This window comes from Paracholeplasma brassicae (genome assembly GCF_000967915.1).
GTDB classification, from domain to species: Bacteria; Bacillota_I; Bacilli_A; order Acholeplasmatales; family UBA5453; genus Paracholeplasma; species Paracholeplasma brassicae.
Map to the genome: position 1 here is coordinate 917988 of NC_022549.1, position 16262 is coordinate 934249.

A 16262-nucleotide genomic window follows, 5' to 3' on the forward strand; every position below is an offset into this window, starting at 1 on the left:
GCATTTTGGTGATCTTTAAAGTGACTTACTTTTGAGTGGTTTTATTTTTAAAAGAATAGATGGGATGATATTGCAACTAGACCAATGGTAAAACAGTAGATTGCAAAGTACTTTAAGTGTCGTACTTCGATCTTTTTCATTAATAAGTAAGCGGCAAAGTAAGTTGCAACAAATGTTGAAAGAAATGCGAGTCCATAGCCAAGAATATTGATTTCAAAGGTTGCATTTGATAGCTCAATCGCACTTAATAATGACGTAGGAACGGATATGATGATATAACAAAGAAATGAAAACTTTAAGAGTGACTTTAACGACACCTTTTGAAATAATCCACCGATAATAGTAGAGCCACTTCTAGAAATACCTGGAAATACGGCTGCAACTTGGATTAATCCAATCACTAAAGCATTTTTAAAGGTAATTTCTTCATTTAAATTGTTTTCGTTTCGATTCTTATAAATATAAAATAAGAACGATCCCGTTAGTAATAACGCGAGACCTACGAATAGCGGCGTCTTAAATCCATCCAAATGATCTTTAATTAGTAAGCCAACAATTCCAATAGGAATGATGGCGACGATTAATTTCAACACATAGAAGAAATCGTTTTTTGCCTCTTTGTCACCTTTAATCACAAATGACCACGTTTGTTTAATCAAATGGATGATGTCTTTTGAAAAGAAAATAAATAACGCAAGAAAGGATGCTGTGTTTGTAAACATTTCAAAAACAAGTCCTGGTTGTTTCAAATTTAAAATATGTTGAAATAAGACTAAATGTCCAGAACTTGAGATTGGTAATATTTCAGTAAAGCCTTGTACGATGCCTAATATTAGGTATTTGATTAGTTCTATAAATTCATTCATTGTTCACACCTCGATAAAACTATTATAATCAAATTAGGTAAAAAATGCTACATTATATTTTTGCTTGTAAAAACGCTTTATAAAACGTATAATTTATTATGAGGGGTGATTGAGTGGATAATGTGTATTTATACGTTGGGATTGTTGCAGCGTTACTGGTTGTTATCTTTGTGATTATCCTTTTGAGTAAAAGTAAGTCAAAAAGAAACAAAAAAGTAAAAACGATTAGTATTGATTTTGTCAATCGATTAAGATTAGCAATTGGAAGCGATAATTTGATTGACATCAAGGTAGAACATGAACGAGTTAAGTTTTATATCAAGGACTATAAAAAAGTAGATATGACAGAAATGAAGGCTTTAAGCTATAAAGGTGTGTTTGTAAAATCAAACGAAATAACAGCAACCTTTGAGTACGAACCCAAAGAAATTATAAACAGTTTAAAACAATAGGAGGTATTACAACATGGAAAGAACATTTAAAGTAATCGCAGAAAACGGAATTCATGCGAGACCAGCAACGAATTTAGTGAATTTGGCAATGCGTTTTGAATCGGATATTTGGTTAGTTGCTAATGACCGCAGTGTTGACATGAAATCCATCATGGGTGTTATGTCCTTAGGCATTTACAAAGCGGCTAAATTTACAGTAAGAGTGAAAGGCTATGACGCTGAAGAAGCACTTGAAGCGATTTCTGCCCTTTTATTTACTGAAAATTTAGGTATTGTTGTTAATGAATAAATTGATTGAAATTGCAAAAGGATCATTAATGGGAATTGCCAACATTATTCCTGGTGTTAGTGGTGGGACGATTGCAGTTATTTTTCGCATTTATGACAAATTGATTGAGGCAATAAACAAAGCATTTAAAAAGCCACTCGAAGCACTCAAAGATACGTATCTCTTAATTATTGGGATTATCTTGGGGGTCCTCATCGGTGTCTTTTTAATTTCATATGGCTATGAGGCATTTCCATTACCAACGACTTTAATCTTCATAGGACTTATTTTTGGCGGTATCAAACCAATCGTAGGTATTGTTAATAAAAGAGCAGTTGAATGGCCTGATTACTTGATATTTATGTCTTTATTCGCTCTCATTATCCTGCTTCCACTGATTGGTGGTTCTGGTGGAATTGCATCAGGTACAATCTATTACATTATGTTGTTTGTCATTGGCTTTTTAGCTGCATTTACAATGATTGCTCCAGGGATTAGCGGCTCTATGGTTTTGCTGGTTTTAGGTTATTATCAACACGTTCTTGACCTAGCGAAAGAACTGATTGAGTCGTTGATTCAACTGGACTTTCAAGCATTAGTTAATTTAATTCTCCCTGTGGGTCTTTTAGGTATAGGCGCAATACTCGGTGCAGTAGTGACGTCTAAATTGATGGCCTATTTGATGGAAAAACATGAAGTTCGCTTTTATTATGGCATTATCGGTATGCTTTTTGCGAGTCCATTTGCAATTATGTATTTATTAAATCAAACAAACCCACTTAAAAACATTGAACTCAGCCATTATATGGTTGGGGTGATCTTAATGATAGGAGCGGCGTATTTGTCATACGCATTAATAAAAAAATATGAGAACTAAAAAAGTAAAAGGGGCGTTTGAAGCCGTAAGTGAGTCTGATTTGGTAATCACCGAGCCTGAAAAAATCTATAGCAATTTACCAATTCATCTTGAAATAGGTAGTGGAAAAGGAAAGTTCATCATTGAATTAGCACAGCAGAATAAACACATACATTACGTTGCGATGGAAAAAGACATCAACGTTTCCTACCGCATTTTAGAAAAACAACTGGAACTCAAAATGGATAATTTAACCATCATCAATGGCGATGCTAATGATTTAGAAGCGTTTTTTGATCCAAAGACAATTGATAAAGTATATTTGAATTTTTCGGACCCTTGGCCAAAGTCAAGACATCATAAAAGACGTCTTACCTATCATACATTTTTAGAAAAATATAAAAATTTGTTGGTCAAACAAGGTTCAATTGAGTTTCGTACAGATCATCAAGCGCTTTTTGATGATTCTGTTGAGTATTTCAAAACAAGTGGGTTTCAGATTACTTGGATTGACTACAATTGTAAACCAAGAAGTGCAGTAAGTGAATACGAATTAAAAAACCGTGAAGGCGGCGCCATTTACGGATTAATAGCGGAGGTAATCAAATGAAAATAGATCCAATATACGAAAAACTAATGAACGCGTTTGGCATTTCAGCTTATGAGTCTGACGTCAAATCAATCATGTTAGAAGAAATAAAGAAATACAAAAATTATACGATAGAAGCAGATAACTTAGGTTCCGTATTTGCGGTTAAAAAATCTAAAAATCCTAACGCAAAAACAGTGATGATTGCTGGGCACATGGATGAAGTTGGACTTATGGTATCAAGCATTATGCCAAATGGCGGACTAAAAGTGATTCCAATCGGTGGTTTAGTTCCTGAGGTGTTTATCTCACAGGTGCTTCATGTCAAAGGGAAAAATGGATTAGTTCCCGGTGTGATTGGTTCAATACCACCACATTTATCAAAAACTCAGAAAGTTGATTTCCCGGACTTTGTCTTAGACATTGGTGCCACATCAAAAGAAGAGGTTAAAGCCTTTGGGGTTTCAATTGGTGATATGGTACTAAATCAAAACATATATTTAGAAACCTATAATAAAGATCGGATCATTTCAAAAGCTGTCGATAACCGTTGGGGTTGTGGCATGGCTTTAGAGGTAATCAGGGATTATGACGACGTTGAACTAGACTTTCATTTAATCGTTGGTGCTACTGTGCAAGAAGAAGTAGGCTTAAGAGGCGCGGGTACCGCCGTGTTTAAGTTTAAACCGGATATGTTTATTGCATTAGACGCCTCACCATTAAATGATTTACTAGATCAAGGCGCTTCTGGAAAAATGGGTGAAGGTTTTCTAATTCGTTTATATGACCCTAGAAACATCATGGCACCTAAACTATTTAACTGGTTTAAGGAAGTTGCTGAGTCAAATGACATCAACTATCAAGTCTACATCGCTAAAGGTGGAACGGATGCAGCAAGAGCACTTGATTCAAACGACGGCATTATTGCGACTACGATTGGCTTACCAGCAAGATATATTCACTCAACAGCTGCTATGTTTGATTTAAAAGATCACTTCGCAGCTTATCAAATGGTTAGAAAAGTAATCAACACACTAACGAACGAACAAATAGCAATATTTCAAGCACATTAAGGAGGGTTAACATGTTAACAAAAACATTAGCAAATGGAGTCAAAATGCCTATGTTAGGCTTAGGTACATTTCTTGTCGGCGAAGGCCCAGAAGCGTATGACACTGTCCTGCAGGCACTAAAAGACGGTTATCGTCACATTGACACGGCTCAAATGTATTTTAATGAAGAGTCTGTCGGTAGAGCAATCAAAGATTCAGGTATACCAAGGGAAGAAATTTTTGTAACTACCAAATTAAACGCTAGAAAATTGGGCTATCAAGAAGCCATTGATGAACTAAATGTTTCATTAAAAAAACTCGGTCTTGACTACGTTGATCTCTACATTATTCACTGGCCAAGTCCAAGCTTTGAACTAAATCAAGCGACATGGAAAGGCATGGAAGTCTGTTATCAAAATAAAAAGGCTCGAGCCATTGGTGTATCAAACTTTAAAATACACCACCTAGACTCAATTCTAAAGACAGCGAAAATCTATCCAATGGTCAATCAAGTTGAGATGCATCCAGGATTAAACCAAACCTCACTTCAAAAATATATGGCAAAATACGACATACAGATGATTTCTTATGGCCCGTTTATGAAGGGGGAAGTTTTTAATCCTGATGGCCCATATTTTGAAGGATTAAAACAAGTTGCTGATAAACATCATATTACGGTGGCACAAGCCGTTATTGCTTGGGGGCTTGCAAGAGGTGTCTTTATGATTCCAAAATCCGTCACACCAAAACGAATTATAGAAAATTTACATGCGCAAGACGTTGAATTAACCAAAGAAGACGTCGAAGCAATCAATCTATTAAATCGTGGCAGACGCGTTTATACGGATCCAGATAACAATAGTTTTGTCAAACAAGCATAATCCAATATTAAGAGTTTAGAATGAAAATTCTAGCTCTTTTTTTGTTTTTAAATGATTTCTATATATATTATATAAGCGGCCATTAGAAGATCGAAAACAGCAAGTTTGTAAAACGGTTACATTAGATTACAAAAAATCATTGACAAGGTCATACATCAATGTTAAAATAAAGTGTATTTAAACGGTGTTCGCATATACAAACGGTTGATATTCATGCCGGTTAAAATAACAATTAAACATCTAGGGGGATTTTATGGAGAGATTGTCTCGAACAATTAAACCTGCACCATCAAGACCAATCAAAGTGGTTCAATTTGGTGAAGGTAATTTCTTACGTGCTTTTATCGAGCCATTTATTCAAACACTTAATGAAAAAGGGCTGTTTGATGGTAACGTAGCAGTGGTTCAACCAATGCCATTTGGACGCGTTAAAGATTTAGAAGAGCAAGACGGACTTTATACACTAATATTAGAGGGTCTTGATCAAGGTGAGGTCATCAATCAAAATCGCTTGATCGACGTCATCAGTGGATTTTATGATCCCTTTAAGGATTATGAAGGTTATTTAAATCTTGCAAAAGATCCAAATATTACAACCATTATTTCAAATACAACAGAAGCTGGTATTCAATTTTTAGAAGAAAAGGTATCTACAAAGATCACACCGACTAGTTTTCCAGGTAAACTACTCATGTTCTTAAAGACCAGATACGATGTGTTAGGGCAAAAAGCATCCTTAGATATCATTCCTTGTGAACTAATTGATTACAATGGTAAAACATTAAGAAGTGTGCTAATTGAATTAGCAAACTATAATGGATTTGATCAAGCCTTCATTAATTGGATGAGTGAATCAAATCGTTATTACAATACCTTAGTAGATCGTATTGTACCTGGTTTTCCAAGAGAAAACCACAGCGCATTAGAAGAAAAATTTGGTTATCTAGACCACTCAATGGTTAAAGGTGAAATTTTCCATCTTTGGGTGATTGAAGGGCCAAAAGGGTTGAATGAACGTTTACCGTTTGATCAAGCTGGTCTAAATGTCTACTTTGTGGATGATTTTAAACCTTATAAAGAACGTAAAGTTAAAATTCTTAACGGTTCACATACCGCAATGGTACCAGTGGCGTATTTATCAGGCATTGATACGGTTAAAGAATCAGTCAATGATCCTTTAGTTGGAAAATTCATTAGAAGTTATATTTTTGATGAAGTTATTCCAACCATCAATCTTCCAAAAGAAGATATGGACAAATTTGCAAACAGTGTATTAGAAAGATACTTAAACCCATTTGTTCGACACGAGTTAATGAGTATTGCCCTAAATTCAATGAGCAAATACAAATCAAGGATTCTACCTACAGTTGAAGAAACACTTGAAAAAGGCTCAATGCCAAAATGTGCGTTATTCAGTTTAGCAAGTTTACTCGTTTTCTATCGAGGCAAACGTAACGATGAAATAATCAATATTCAAGACGATCAAGTGTTCATTGACTTATTTAATGATTTATGGGCAATTGGTGACGTTACGAACTTAGTTAAAACGGTTCTATCATCAAAACATTTTGATTCTTCCTGGTTAATGAATGAAAAAGTCGTTCATTTTGTAACCTCTTCAGTTCAAGATATTTTAACTCTAGGGATGAGAGAAGCACTTAAAAAAATGATGGAGGTTTAATATGGAAAATACAAAATACATCATTATTAATGAACAAGATAACGTGATGATCGCATTAGTGGATCTTAAAAAGGGTGAATTCATTAATGGCATTGAAATCAAAGAAGATATAGTCAAAGGTCATAAAGTTGCTCTAAAGGACATAAACGAAAAAGAAGACATCATTAAATACGGTTTTCCAATCGGTCATGCAAAGTCACCGATTACTAAAGGGGCACACGTACACGTTCACAATGTGGCAACCAACTTAGATGACGTATTAAATTACGAATACAAACCTCAATTTGAAAATTACGACGTGAAAGTAAAAAATAGAGACGTATACGTTTATCGCCGTAAAAACAATGAAGTTGGTATCAGAAATGAGTTATGGATTGTACCGACCGTTGGTTGTATTGTTGGCCAAACACGTCAACTGGCTGATTTATTCTTAAGAGAAGTCAATCCGGACTCAGAGAATTTTGATGGTATACATATTTTTGGACACCAGTTTGGATGTTCTCAAATGGGGGATGACCATGAAAACACAAAAGAAACCCTTCAAAATATTGCAAAACATCCAAATGCAGGTGCTGTTTTAGTGCTCGGATTAGGGTGTGAGAACAATCAGGTCAAAGAGTTTAGAGAATCATTTGGTGAATACGATCCTAACCGAGTCAAATTCATGGTCATGCAAGACGTAGAAGATGAGCTTGAAGCCGGCCTTGAAATGCTAACAGAACTATATGATGAGATGAAAAATGATCGCCGTACAAAAGCGGACGTTTCAGAGTTGAAAATCGGATTAAAGTGCGGTGGATCAGACGGTTTTTCTGGAATCACAGCTAACCCTTTACTAGGTAAATTAAGTGATTATATCACCTATCATGGCGGTACATCAGTACTAACTGAGGTCCCTGAAATGTTTGGTGCAGAGAAAATTCTAATGCGTCGTGCAAAAAATGAAGAGGTCTTTAACAAAACAGTTCATTTAATTAACGATTTCAAAGCATACTATAAAGCAAATAACCAAGTAATCTACGATAACCCTTCACCAGGAAATAAAAATGGTGGCATAACAACACTTGAGGATAAATCATTAGGCTGTACACAAAAAGCAGGAAGCAGCATCGTTTGTGATGTCTTAAGTCAAACGGACAGACTTAAAACAAAAGGACTGAATTTGATTTCAGCCCCAGGTAATGATTTAGTTTCAGTAACAACCCTTGGGATGAGTGGTTGCCAACTCGTTTTATTCTCAACTGGAAGAGGTACACCTTTTGGCGGGTTTATTCCAACGATTAAAGTATCAACGAATACCGATATTTATAAGAAAAAACCAAACTGGATTGATTTTAATGCGGGTAGTTTGACCGAAGGCAAATCAATGGATGAACTACTTGAAGAATTTGTTGATTTTATCGTTTCTGTTGTTAATGGTAAAAAGACAAGAAACGAAATTAATCATTTTAGAGAAATTGGTATATTTAAGACGGGAGTGATCTTATAATGAAACCATTTTTAGACAAAGATTTTATGTTGAATAGTGAAACTGCAAAAAAACTATATCACGAACACGCAGCTAAAATGCCAATCATTGACTATCACTGTCACTTGAATCCAAAAGAAATTTATGAAAACAAGCCGTTTGAAAACTTAGCGAAAGTTTGGCTCGGTGGCGATCACTATAAGTGGCGTTTAATGAGAGCAAATGGCGTCGATGAGGCATATATCACAGGGGATAAGCCTGATTACGAAAAATTCTTAAAATGGGCAGAAGTAGTACCTTATCTAGTTGGTAGTCCACTTTATCACTGGACCCACTTAGAACTTCAACGATTCTTTTCGATTCAAACGTTATTAAACAAAGACACAGCCAAATCAATTTATGAAGAGGCAAACAAACAATTAATTCATTTGACACCAAAGAAGTTTATTGAAATGAGCAATGTTAAAATTGTTTGTACCACCGATGATCCAACCGATGACCTTCATTACCATCAATTGTTAAAAAATGAAAACAACAGCTTTAAAGTATTACCTGCATTTAGACCAGACAAAGCGATTAATATTGAACTTTCTTGGTTTAATGAATGGGTTAATAAACTTTCAAGTGTTGTTGGTTATCGTATAGATGATCTTGATTCATTAGAAAAAGCGCTTGAAGAACGTATGGATTACTTTACTGAAAATGGTTGTAGTTTATCAGACCATGGCCTTGATTCAATTGTTTATGTTGAGTCTAGTAAAGAACAAATTGAAAAAATCTTCAAAAAAGCAAGAAACAACGAGCCGTTATCAGAAAATGAAATTAAGCAGTACAAAGGTCATGTTTTGGTATTCTTAGGTAAAGCGTATCATAAGCGTCAATGGGTTCAACAGTATCACATTGGTGCACTACGCAATAATAACTCACGTATGTTAAAGCTTTTAGGACCTGACACTGGCTATGATGCCATTAACGATGATCCAATTGCAAAACCATTATCGCAAATACTGAATAAATTAGAAGAAAATGACCAATTACCTAAAACAATCATTTACGCATTAAATTCAAGAGACCATGACATTGTGGTTACATTAATGCAAGCATTTCAAGATGGTAAAGTAAGCGGCAAACTACAATGTGGTTCGGCTTGGTGGTTTAACGACCACATCGATGGCATGAAAAAACAAATGATTGCGTTAGCTAATAATGGGTTATTAAGCCAATTTGTTGGTATGTTAACAGACTCAAGAAGTTTCCTATCCTACCCAAGACATGAATACTTTAGACGTTTGGTTTGTGACTTAATCGGTACTTGGGTCGAAGAAGGGTTATTTCCAAATGATGAAGTACTCTTAGGCGAAGTGGTTAGAAACATTTCTTATGAGAATGCAAACAAATACTTCAAAATGTAGAAAAAAAAGTTATCGAATTTCTTCGATAAACTTTAATAGTTTCGTTATTAAATCATCACTTACGGGGATACTATAAGGGGAATTAACGTAGGGGGATTCAAAAAAGAAGTACGCATCTTTTGACCAATCGTCAAATCGATTAGGTTCAACGGGTGATAAAAATGTGTTATCAATTAAGTGGACCTTGCCGAAATCTCGCCAAGGTCTGCCTAAAATGACTTTATAGGTATCACTGGTTGATTTAAAAGTGCTTTGGTAACTTATGAAACCATAAGGCGTTTCTTCAAATGTCGATGGGGCAAAAACGTACCCAGATTCACTTGAAATAAACGTACAAGCGTCAAAAAGTGCCGTACCACTACCAAAGACATAGTCCACATCACCAGAAATACGACAACCTTGAAAATAATGTTGACCCACAGACGTGGTTTGCTCATCAATCGACAAGATATGATCGTATCTAACTGAGAGTTCTTTAGGCAATGGACCAATAAATAAGGTGTCTTGATTGCTGATTAAGTCGCAATTGATGAACCGGTTGTGGTTGCCAAAGACACTTAATGCGATGGATTGACCAATGCGGTCACCTCGACCTGCTTCATTTTTGATGGTAATGTTTTCAAAAACGACGTTTGAACCTGTAATTAAAACGGTTTGTGTACGAAACGTATTGTAAAGAAGGCCATCTTGGTGTAATTTGAAAGCGTAATCACTATTGGTGATAACGGTTTTATTTGGAATGCCTATAAAATGTAGATTATTTCTTGATATGGTGAGTTTTAAATGATAAATACCTTCCGCCAAGAAAATTTTAATGGGTTCCTCCGAGTTGTAAGATGACAAAACGTCATCTAAGTTGTTCAATTGATTTAAATGTAATGTAATCATAACTTATCCTCCGTAAAAATAATTATAACCGGAAGTGTTTGATTACACAAGTGAGGATGATCAAATGAGTATTAACAAATTTATGGCCATTGATTTAATTATTCTAGCAAGTATTGCCGTATTTTCTGAAATTGCTGGTGAAATCTTTGGATTTATGGGGATGAATCGCACCATATTAATCACACTTTCTTACCCAATGATTTTAGCTGCTTATGTACGCTGGGGCAAACAAGGGTTGTGGTTGAATTTGGCAATAATTGTTACTGATTTGATCATGTTTACATCGATGAGTACTTCATTAATGATGGTACGTGCGTTATCTAATTTAGGTTTAGTCGTCGGTTTTATCTATTTGAACTATTTAAGTAAACGTTCAATTGATATTAAAACAGACATATATACCTCATTGCTTTACTATATCATTGGATATCTAGGTTTAATTAGTCTGCAAGGGCTATCACAAGTCATGTTTCAGGTTCAGTTTAGTATAGTTGCCTTACTGCTCTACCATTTAGCTAATTTCATTTTAGGCTTAATTGTAATAATAGTGATGCGCATACAACCGAATTTCTTAGTAGACATGCGAAAGTATTTGAATAACTTTCATAAAAAGGATGTGGAATGATGAAGAATGATCAAATAATCATTCAAGAAGATGTGCTTCAAGTCGAGCGCAGAGAAAAAATTATCGATGAAATGGAACGCACTAAGTGGAAACGCTATTGGGCACAAGTAAAGAAAGACTGGGCGCTTTACTTAATGTTAATTCCAGTCATTATGTTTTTCTTTCTAGTACGATACTTACCAATATCTGGTATTATGGTTGCTTTTAAGAATTACGACAACGCATTAGCGATTGGTGATCAAGATTTTTATGGGTTCTTTGCTCTTAAAAATTTAATGTTCTCTGATCAAACACGTACGGTAGAGTTTTGGAGAGCCTTTAGAAATACATTTTCGATTAGTATGTATGGCCTAATTTTCGGGTTTCCGATTCCAATTATCCTGGCGTTATTCTTTAGTGAAATTAAGAATGAGCTTTATCGAAGTATCACTCAAATTTTGAGTTACTTACCAAATTTCATATCGATGGTTGTTATCACAAGTATTGTTTCCTTGATGCTTGCTGGTGGTAATCAAAGTGGCACGGTTGCACCAGGTGTTATCACACAACTCTTAATTAATCTAGGTGTTGTCGAACAAGGTGTCAATATCCGTATTGAACCAGAATATTTTAGATCTATTTACATCATCTCAGATATCTGGCAAGGGGCTGGTTATGGTTCGATTGTCTACTTTGCTGCAATCATGGGGATTAACCCAGTCAGCTACGAAGCGGCTCGTATTGATGGTGCTAATAAATTAGCTCAAGTTAGATACGTGACCCTACCTGGTATGGCACCGACCTTAACGATCATGTTGATCTTAAGAATTGGATCAGTACTATCGGTTGGTTTTGAAAAAGTATTGTTACTTTATGACGTACAAAACTACTCAACTTCAGACGTACTATCAACCTACGTCATTCGTTTGGGTAGCTTAATGAGCGGTGGTGGTGCATCCGGAGGGGGATCTCAAATCTCTGTATCATTTGCCGGAGCAGCGGATTTATTCAACTCACTTATCGCGATGATGTTAGTTCTAGGCGCGAACTTTGTAAGCAGACGTGTATCTGAAACGTCATTATTCTAGGGGGCACTTATGAACAGATTAGATAAAACAGAATTAATATTTAAAGTGCTTGCGTATACTGTAGCTACATTATTTGCAATAGCCGCACTTTATCCATTTATATACACCTTTTCATCCGCTATCTCTGGTAGACAAGCGGTTGAGTCAGGATCCGTCGTCTTATTTCCTGTTGATGTTCAATGGGATGCATTTAATGATATTATCAGAGGACAATACGCTAAAGGTTTTTGGATAGCTTATTCAAATACGATATTCTATACCTTGTATGGGACATTATTTAGTATGTTGATTTCGGTATTTGCCGGATACGCACTATCAAAAGACCGATTGATATTTAGAAGACAAATTAACTTCTTAATCGTATTTACCATGTGGTTTAGTGCTGGGATGATTCCGACCTACTTAAACTATAAACGTTTAGGTGTCGATGGCCGTTGGGGAATTATCTTTGCCTTTGGTGCACAAGCATTTAATATTGTTTTACTTCGAAACTACTTTTCGGGTATTTCTAAGGAAATCGAAGAAGCAGCAATCATTGATGGCGCAAATGAGTTTCAAGTGCTATGGAAGATTTACATCCCGATGTCAAAAGCTGCGATGGCAACTGTAACACTGTTTTACGCATTAAATCGTTGGAACGGGTATTTCTGGAATCGTATTTTAGTTCCGGATGTTGATCACCCATTACAAGTGTTTCTAAGAATCTATTTAGATACGACCGTTAATGACCCGGATCAAAGTTTGTTTAATTACAACTACTCAACTCAGTCCATGCTTTATGCGATGATTGTGATGTCTATTATACCTATCATCATCATTTACCCTTACTTGCAAAGATACTTTGCACAAGGTGTAAACGTTGGTGGGGTTAAAGAATAGAGTTTTAGAGAATATTCATAGAAAGGGAGACAAACAAATGAAAAGAATTCTCACAGTTTTAACATTGGTTTTTGCACTTGTTGGATTAGCAGCATGTGACAACACTAATGGCGATGGTGGAAACGACGATGAAAAATTAGTCAATGACGCCACAAAGAATGTTGCATTAAATGTAGCAATTAACTATCAAGGTAATAACTTTATTACCTACAACAAGGACACACCGTATGTGGCATTAAATGGCAAAACCTATAGTAAAGGTGATATTATGCCAATTTGGGAAGCTATTGGTGAAAACTTAAATATTAACTTCTCAAACGGTTCTTCATCGTCAGATGAAAACACAAATGCACAATTTACTCGCTTAGTTACCGAAGGTTTTGATGGTATAGACCTAGTTAACGGTACAGGTGCTGGTATTGCTGAACAAGGTGTTGCAGGTAAGTTCATTGATCTAAATGATTACATGTACTTAATGCCTAATCTTGAAGCATTCCTAACTGCAAATCCTGCAATCAAACAATCTATGACTTCAGCAGATGGTGGTGTTTACTTTACACCTTACTTCGATGGTATTGGTGAAATTGAATTAATGCAAGTGGCACGTATTGACTGGATTACTGATATCTTAGACAAAGAAAATGCACCTCAAGGGACAGTTGACTTTGATTCAGAAGCTTACACAGGATCTATATCTTATGTTAAGACAAATCCAAATTCAATGACTGACGTTAAAGTAACCGTTGCAAATGCGGATGGCACAACTCGCGTTGTATCTAAAACGTATGCTAAAAACGTAATTGACGTATTAAAAGACTTACCTACTAAGACAGGTAAAACAATGGCAGAAGCATTCATCGCTTACATGGAAGACGTTTATGGCGACCAAGGTTATGCTTCATTAGCTGACGTATTTGTTGGTACGGATGCATCATACCATGTCGATGAAATGATTGCATTAATGTATGTTCTTAAAGCAAATCCTAAATATTTAACTAGAGAACACAGTGATGGTATCAAGTCAAGTGTTGAAGTCTTATATCCACGTGATAAGTCAGGTTCACGTTTACTAAATCTAGTTCGTTTTGGTGAAACATTCGGTATTCGTGGCGTTATGTCAAGAAATGAATATTTCTACTATGGAACTGATGGTAAATTAGTTGATACTAGAACACAAGCGAAGACTTTAGACATGGTTGATAATTTATCAAACCTATATGGTGATGGTTTAATCGTTCAAAACCCTGAATTAGGTTTTGAAGGTGGCGGCGGTTCATTTAGAGACAACCTAGTTAAAGAAGCTACAGGTTTCATGGGCTTTGACTTTAACGCTTCATCAACAACAACAGGTTATGTTACCTCAGCAACAGCAATTGATTCAACATTCAGAAATGAAGCAATCTTACCTCCAGTTAACGACTGGTTAGGTGATGGCAACTACTTCCATTTCACAGAATCAAGCCGTTCATTAAAATCAGAAGCTTGGGGCATTCCTTCAACAATTCTTGATGGATCAAACGGTAAAGAAAAATTAGCAAGAGCTTTAGTACTTGTTGACTATCTATATTCAACTGAAGGCGAAAACTTATTTGTTTTCGGACCAGACGAATGGCAAGATGGAACTATCATGTATAATGGTGTTGAAATTCCAAAAATCTCAGACGCAGCGAAAGCTCAACGTGATGAACTTGCTGGTGGTAACATGATTAACTATTACCGTCAATACCTTGGTGGTACAATGCCAGTTGGTCATATCCGTACATTAGGTCTTGAATATCAAACATTATCTGATCAAGGTAAGACAGGTATTGAAAGAATTAATACAGCAGTAAATGCAGGCGTATTTAAACTTGCAGGTCAAACAGAATCAACTAACCCTTGGTTCGCTCAAACACCTTCTGTTTATGCATTAACTAAGTCAGAATCAGATCAAATCGCTTTATCAGCAACTTATAGAGACGTTTGGTCAACAGAAAAAGTAGTATTATTAGTTAAATACGGATTCAGCGGTGAAGGTGAATCATTAACAAGAAATGAATACATGGCAACGATGATGTATAACAACGTCAATGCTTATGAAACCATTTATTTACCAGCTTATGAAAGAGCACTAGATCGAGTTAACGGTAAATAATTAAATTAAAACGTGTGTGCAGGCCTGGAAACAGGCCTCGCATCACCCTTAAAGTTAGGAGCTTTTATTATGTTGAATTTAAAACAGTGGCAAAAAATTTCTTTTCTAAGCTATTTTTTGTTAGCTATTATCCTATTTATTTACGCATTAGGCTTCGCAACCAATTTTGCTTATGCTCAAACGGTTGGTTATGAAGAATTTTTTAACCATGCACAAAAAGTTAACCGTGTCATTTATACGTTTGGCTTAATGGCAGTTGCACTGGGCGGGTTAAACTTAATGTTTGAATCACAAAAAAGAAAAAACTATTACATCAGTAATTTAATTTTAGGACTATTATCGAGTTTATTATTTATCGTTTCGGCCATAATGATAGTGATTGGTATTACACCATTAATGAAAGAATTTATCGAAGCCTTTGGACCAGAAGATAGCCCAGCTCGTTTAGCTTTTGTTTTTAATGGTGGTAGTTACAATCTAAATACCTTTATTATTGGGTATGTATTATCAAGTGTTATGGTTATTATTTCAGTTCCTGTTGCAATCGTTACAATTAAGAAATACCAAATTAGTGCAAATAAGAGAAAGGCAGGTAAGTAAAAATGAATGAAGTGAAATTAACAAGACCAAAAGTCGAAAAACTACGTTATCAACCAAATAAACGTTCTTATTATCTAGCTTTACTTGCCATTCTTTTTAACGTTGTTAACTTATTTACAGTGATTAATTCAACCAGTGTCATACCAACATTTCAAATCGGTGTAAAGATTCTTCTAAACATCATTATGCTTTTAATTGTTTTTCTAGGAATGGAAAAAATGAAAGTGTATAACAAACGTTGGGGTGTTATCGTTATGCTAATCGGTGTACTTGCCTTTGCTCGTATTTTTTGGATGCCAATGAACATTAGTGAATGGTCAACAGATTCAAGAGAACAAGCAGAGTTATTATTGGAAAAAGAAGTACCTACCGAACAAGAAATTAAACAAGCAAATCAATTAAAAAGTAAGGCGGAAGAATACGATCGAGTTCAAGTTCGATCAATCGTATTTTTAAGCATAACAGGCACACTACTCATATTATCTGGCTTAGATGCATTTCAAAAGAGCAGTAAGCTAGAAGCGTATTTAAAGGAGGTTTAAGA

General features: G+C 35.5%; 17 protein-coding genes. 15 read left to right on the top strand and 2 right to left on the bottom strand.

Annotation, left to right across the window (positions count from 1 at the left end):
- Positions 1–47: 47 nt before the first annotated feature.
- Entirely contained in the window at positions 48–866 is an 819-nt protein-coding gene (locus BN853_RS04235; protein WP_030004714.1) for an undecaprenyl-diphosphate phosphatase, read from the bottom strand.
- Positions 867–979: 113 nt separating this feature from the next.
- On the opposite strand from BN853_RS04235, the gene BN853_RS04240 reads away from it, so the two are divergent.
- From BN853_RS04240 to uxaC, 9 genes are all read left to right on the top strand, one after another.
- Positions 980–1318 (top strand): hypothetical protein, encoded by a 339-nt coding sequence (locus tag BN853_RS04240; RefSeq protein WP_030004715.1) that lies wholly within the window; start codon positions 980–982, stop codon positions 1316–1318.
- Between the two features lie 13 nt (positions 1319–1331).
- On the top strand, positions 1332–1607 hold the full coding sequence (locus tag BN853_RS04245; RefSeq protein ID WP_030004716.1) for an HPr family phosphocarrier protein: 276 nt from the start codon (positions 1332–1334) through the stop codon (positions 1605–1607).
- Positions 1600–2463 carry a DUF368 domain-containing protein gene (locus BN853_RS04250; protein WP_030004717.1) on the top strand — a complete coding sequence of 288 codons (864 nt, stop codon included), beginning with the start codon at positions 1600–1602 and terminating at the stop codon, positions 2461–2463. The genes BN853_RS04245 and BN853_RS04250 overlap by 8 nt, the downstream gene beginning before the upstream one ends.
- The gene (gene trmB, locus BN853_RS04255; RefSeq protein WP_030004718.1) at positions 2453–3052 is read left to right on the top strand and encodes a tRNA (guanosine(46)-N7)-methyltransferase TrmB; all 600 of its coding nucleotides are present in this window, start codon (positions 2453–2455) and stop codon (positions 3050–3052) included. The genes BN853_RS04250 and trmB overlap by 11 nt, the downstream gene beginning before the upstream one ends.
- On the top strand, positions 3049–4104 hold the full coding sequence (locus tag BN853_RS04260; protein ID WP_030004719.1) for a M42 family metallopeptidase: 1056 nt from the start codon (positions 3049–3051) through the stop codon (positions 4102–4104). Before trmB ends, BN853_RS04260 begins: the two co-directional genes overlap by 4 nt.
- Positions 4105–4115: 11 nt before the next feature.
- Positions 4116–4964: an aldo/keto reductase gene (locus tag BN853_RS04265; RefSeq protein WP_030004720.1), complete on the top strand. Its 849-nt coding sequence runs from the start codon at positions 4116–4118 to the stop codon at positions 4962–4964.
- Between the two features lie 253 nt (positions 4965–5217).
- Positions 5218–6645 carry a tagaturonate reductase gene (locus tag BN853_RS04270; RefSeq protein ID WP_030004721.1) on the top strand — a complete coding sequence of 476 codons (1428 nt, stop codon included), beginning with the start codon at positions 5218–5220 and terminating at the stop codon, positions 6643–6645.
- Position 6646: 1 nt separating this feature from the next.
- Positions 6647–8134: a UxaA family hydrolase gene (locus BN853_RS04275; RefSeq protein ID WP_030004722.1), complete on the top strand. Its 1488-nt coding sequence runs from the start codon at positions 6647–6649 to the stop codon at positions 8132–8134.
- On the top strand, positions 8134–9525 hold the full coding sequence (uxaC, locus tag BN853_RS04280) for a glucuronate isomerase (protein WP_030004723.1): 1392 nt from the start codon (positions 8134–8136) through the stop codon (positions 9523–9525). The genes BN853_RS04275 and uxaC overlap by 1 nt, the downstream gene beginning before the upstream one ends.
- Before the next feature lie 9 nt (positions 9526–9534).
- Here the strand turns inward: uxaC and BN853_RS04285 are convergent, their stop codons facing one another.
- The gene (locus tag BN853_RS04285) at positions 9535–10413 is read right to left on the bottom strand and encodes a pectinesterase family protein (RefSeq protein ID WP_030004724.1); all 879 of its coding nucleotides are present in this window, start codon (positions 10411–10413) and stop codon (positions 9535–9537) included.
- Positions 10414–10477: 64 nt separating this feature from the next.
- Between BN853_RS04285 and BN853_RS04290 the strand changes: the two genes are divergently transcribed.
- The 6 genes from BN853_RS04290 to BN853_RS04315 all read left to right on the top strand — a co-directional run bounded on the left by BN853_RS04290 (position 10478) and on the right by BN853_RS04315 (position 16260).
- Positions 10478–11038 (top strand): hypothetical protein, encoded by a 561-nt coding sequence (locus BN853_RS04290; RefSeq protein WP_052591235.1) that lies wholly within the window; start codon positions 10478–10480, stop codon positions 11036–11038.
- On the top strand, positions 11038–12105 hold the full coding sequence (locus BN853_RS04295) for an ABC transporter permease (protein ID WP_030004726.1): 1068 nt from the start codon (positions 11038–11040) through the stop codon (positions 12103–12105). The genes BN853_RS04290 and BN853_RS04295 overlap by 1 nt, the downstream gene beginning before the upstream one ends.
- Before the next feature lie 9 nt (positions 12106–12114).
- Positions 12115–12984, top strand: a complete 870-nt coding sequence (locus tag BN853_RS04300) for a carbohydrate ABC transporter permease (RefSeq protein WP_030004727.1) — start codon at positions 12115–12117, stop codon at positions 12982–12984.
- Between the two features lie 37 nt (positions 12985–13021).
- Positions 13022–15118 carry a type 2 periplasmic-binding domain-containing protein gene (locus tag BN853_RS04305; protein WP_030004728.1) on the top strand — a complete coding sequence of 699 codons (2097 nt, stop codon included), beginning with the start codon at positions 13022–13024 and terminating at the stop codon, positions 15116–15118.
- Positions 15119–15187: 69 nt separating this feature from the next.
- Positions 15188–15718: a hypothetical protein gene (locus tag BN853_RS04310; protein ID WP_030004729.1), complete on the top strand. Its 531-nt coding sequence runs from the start codon at positions 15188–15190 to the stop codon at positions 15716–15718.
- Positions 15719–15720: 2 nt separating this feature from the next.
- Positions 15721–16260, top strand: a complete 540-nt coding sequence (locus BN853_RS04315) for a hypothetical protein (RefSeq protein WP_030004730.1) — start codon at positions 15721–15723, stop codon at positions 16258–16260.
- Positions 16261–16262: the final 2 nt, after the last annotated feature.

Bases quoted from the DNA above. Each gene is read 5' to 3' on its own strand.
- BN853_RS04275 (WP_030004722.1), top strand. From the start codon at position 6,647: ATGGAAAATACAAAATACATCATTATTAATGAACAAGATAACGTGATG.
- BN853_RS04315 (WP_030004730.1), top strand. From the start codon at position 15,721: ATGAATGAAGTGAAATTAACAAGACCAAAAGTCGAAAAACTACGTTAT.
- BN853_RS04265 (WP_030004720.1), top strand. From the start codon at position 4,116: ATGTTAACAAAAACATTAGCAAATGGAGTCAAAATGCCTATGTTAGGC.
- BN853_RS04295 (WP_030004726.1), top strand. From the start codon at position 11,038: ATGAAGAATGATCAAATAATCATTCAAGAAGATGTGCTTCAAGTCGAG.
- BN853_RS04285 (WP_030004724.1), bottom strand. From the start codon at position 10,413: ATGATTACATTACATTTAAATCAATTGAACAACTTAGATGACGTTTTG.
- BN853_RS04245 (WP_030004716.1), top strand. From the start codon at position 1,332: ATGGAAAGAACATTTAAAGTAATCGCAGAAAACGGAATTCATGCGAGA.
- BN853_RS04260 (WP_030004719.1), top strand. From the start codon at position 3,049: ATGAAAATAGATCCAATATACGAAAAACTAATGAACGCGTTTGGCATT.
- BN853_RS04250 (WP_030004717.1), top strand. From the start codon at position 1,600: ATGAATAAATTGATTGAAATTGCAAAAGGATCATTAATGGGAATTGCC.
- BN853_RS04235 (WP_030004714.1), bottom strand. From the start codon at position 866: ATGAATGAATTTATAGAACTAATCAAATACCTAATATTAGGCATCGTA.
- BN853_RS04310 (WP_030004729.1), top strand. From the start codon at position 15,188: ATGTTGAATTTAAAACAGTGGCAAAAAATTTCTTTTCTAAGCTATTTT.
- BN853_RS04270 (WP_030004721.1), top strand. From the start codon at position 5,218: ATGGAGAGATTGTCTCGAACAATTAAACCTGCACCATCAAGACCAATC.
- BN853_RS04300 (WP_030004727.1), top strand. From the start codon at position 12,115: ATGAACAGATTAGATAAAACAGAATTAATATTTAAAGTGCTTGCGTAT.
- BN853_RS04305 (WP_030004728.1), top strand. From the start codon at position 13,022: ATGAAAAGAATTCTCACAGTTTTAACATTGGTTTTTGCACTTGTTGGA.
- BN853_RS04290 (WP_052591235.1), top strand. From the start codon at position 10,478: ATGAGTATTAACAAATTTATGGCCATTGATTTAATTATTCTAGCAAGT.
- uxaC (WP_030004723.1), top strand. From the start codon at position 8,134: ATGAAACCATTTTTAGACAAAGATTTTATGTTGAATAGTGAAACTGCA.
- trmB (WP_030004718.1), top strand. From the start codon at position 2,453: ATGAGAACTAAAAAAGTAAAAGGGGCGTTTGAAGCCGTAAGTGAGTCT.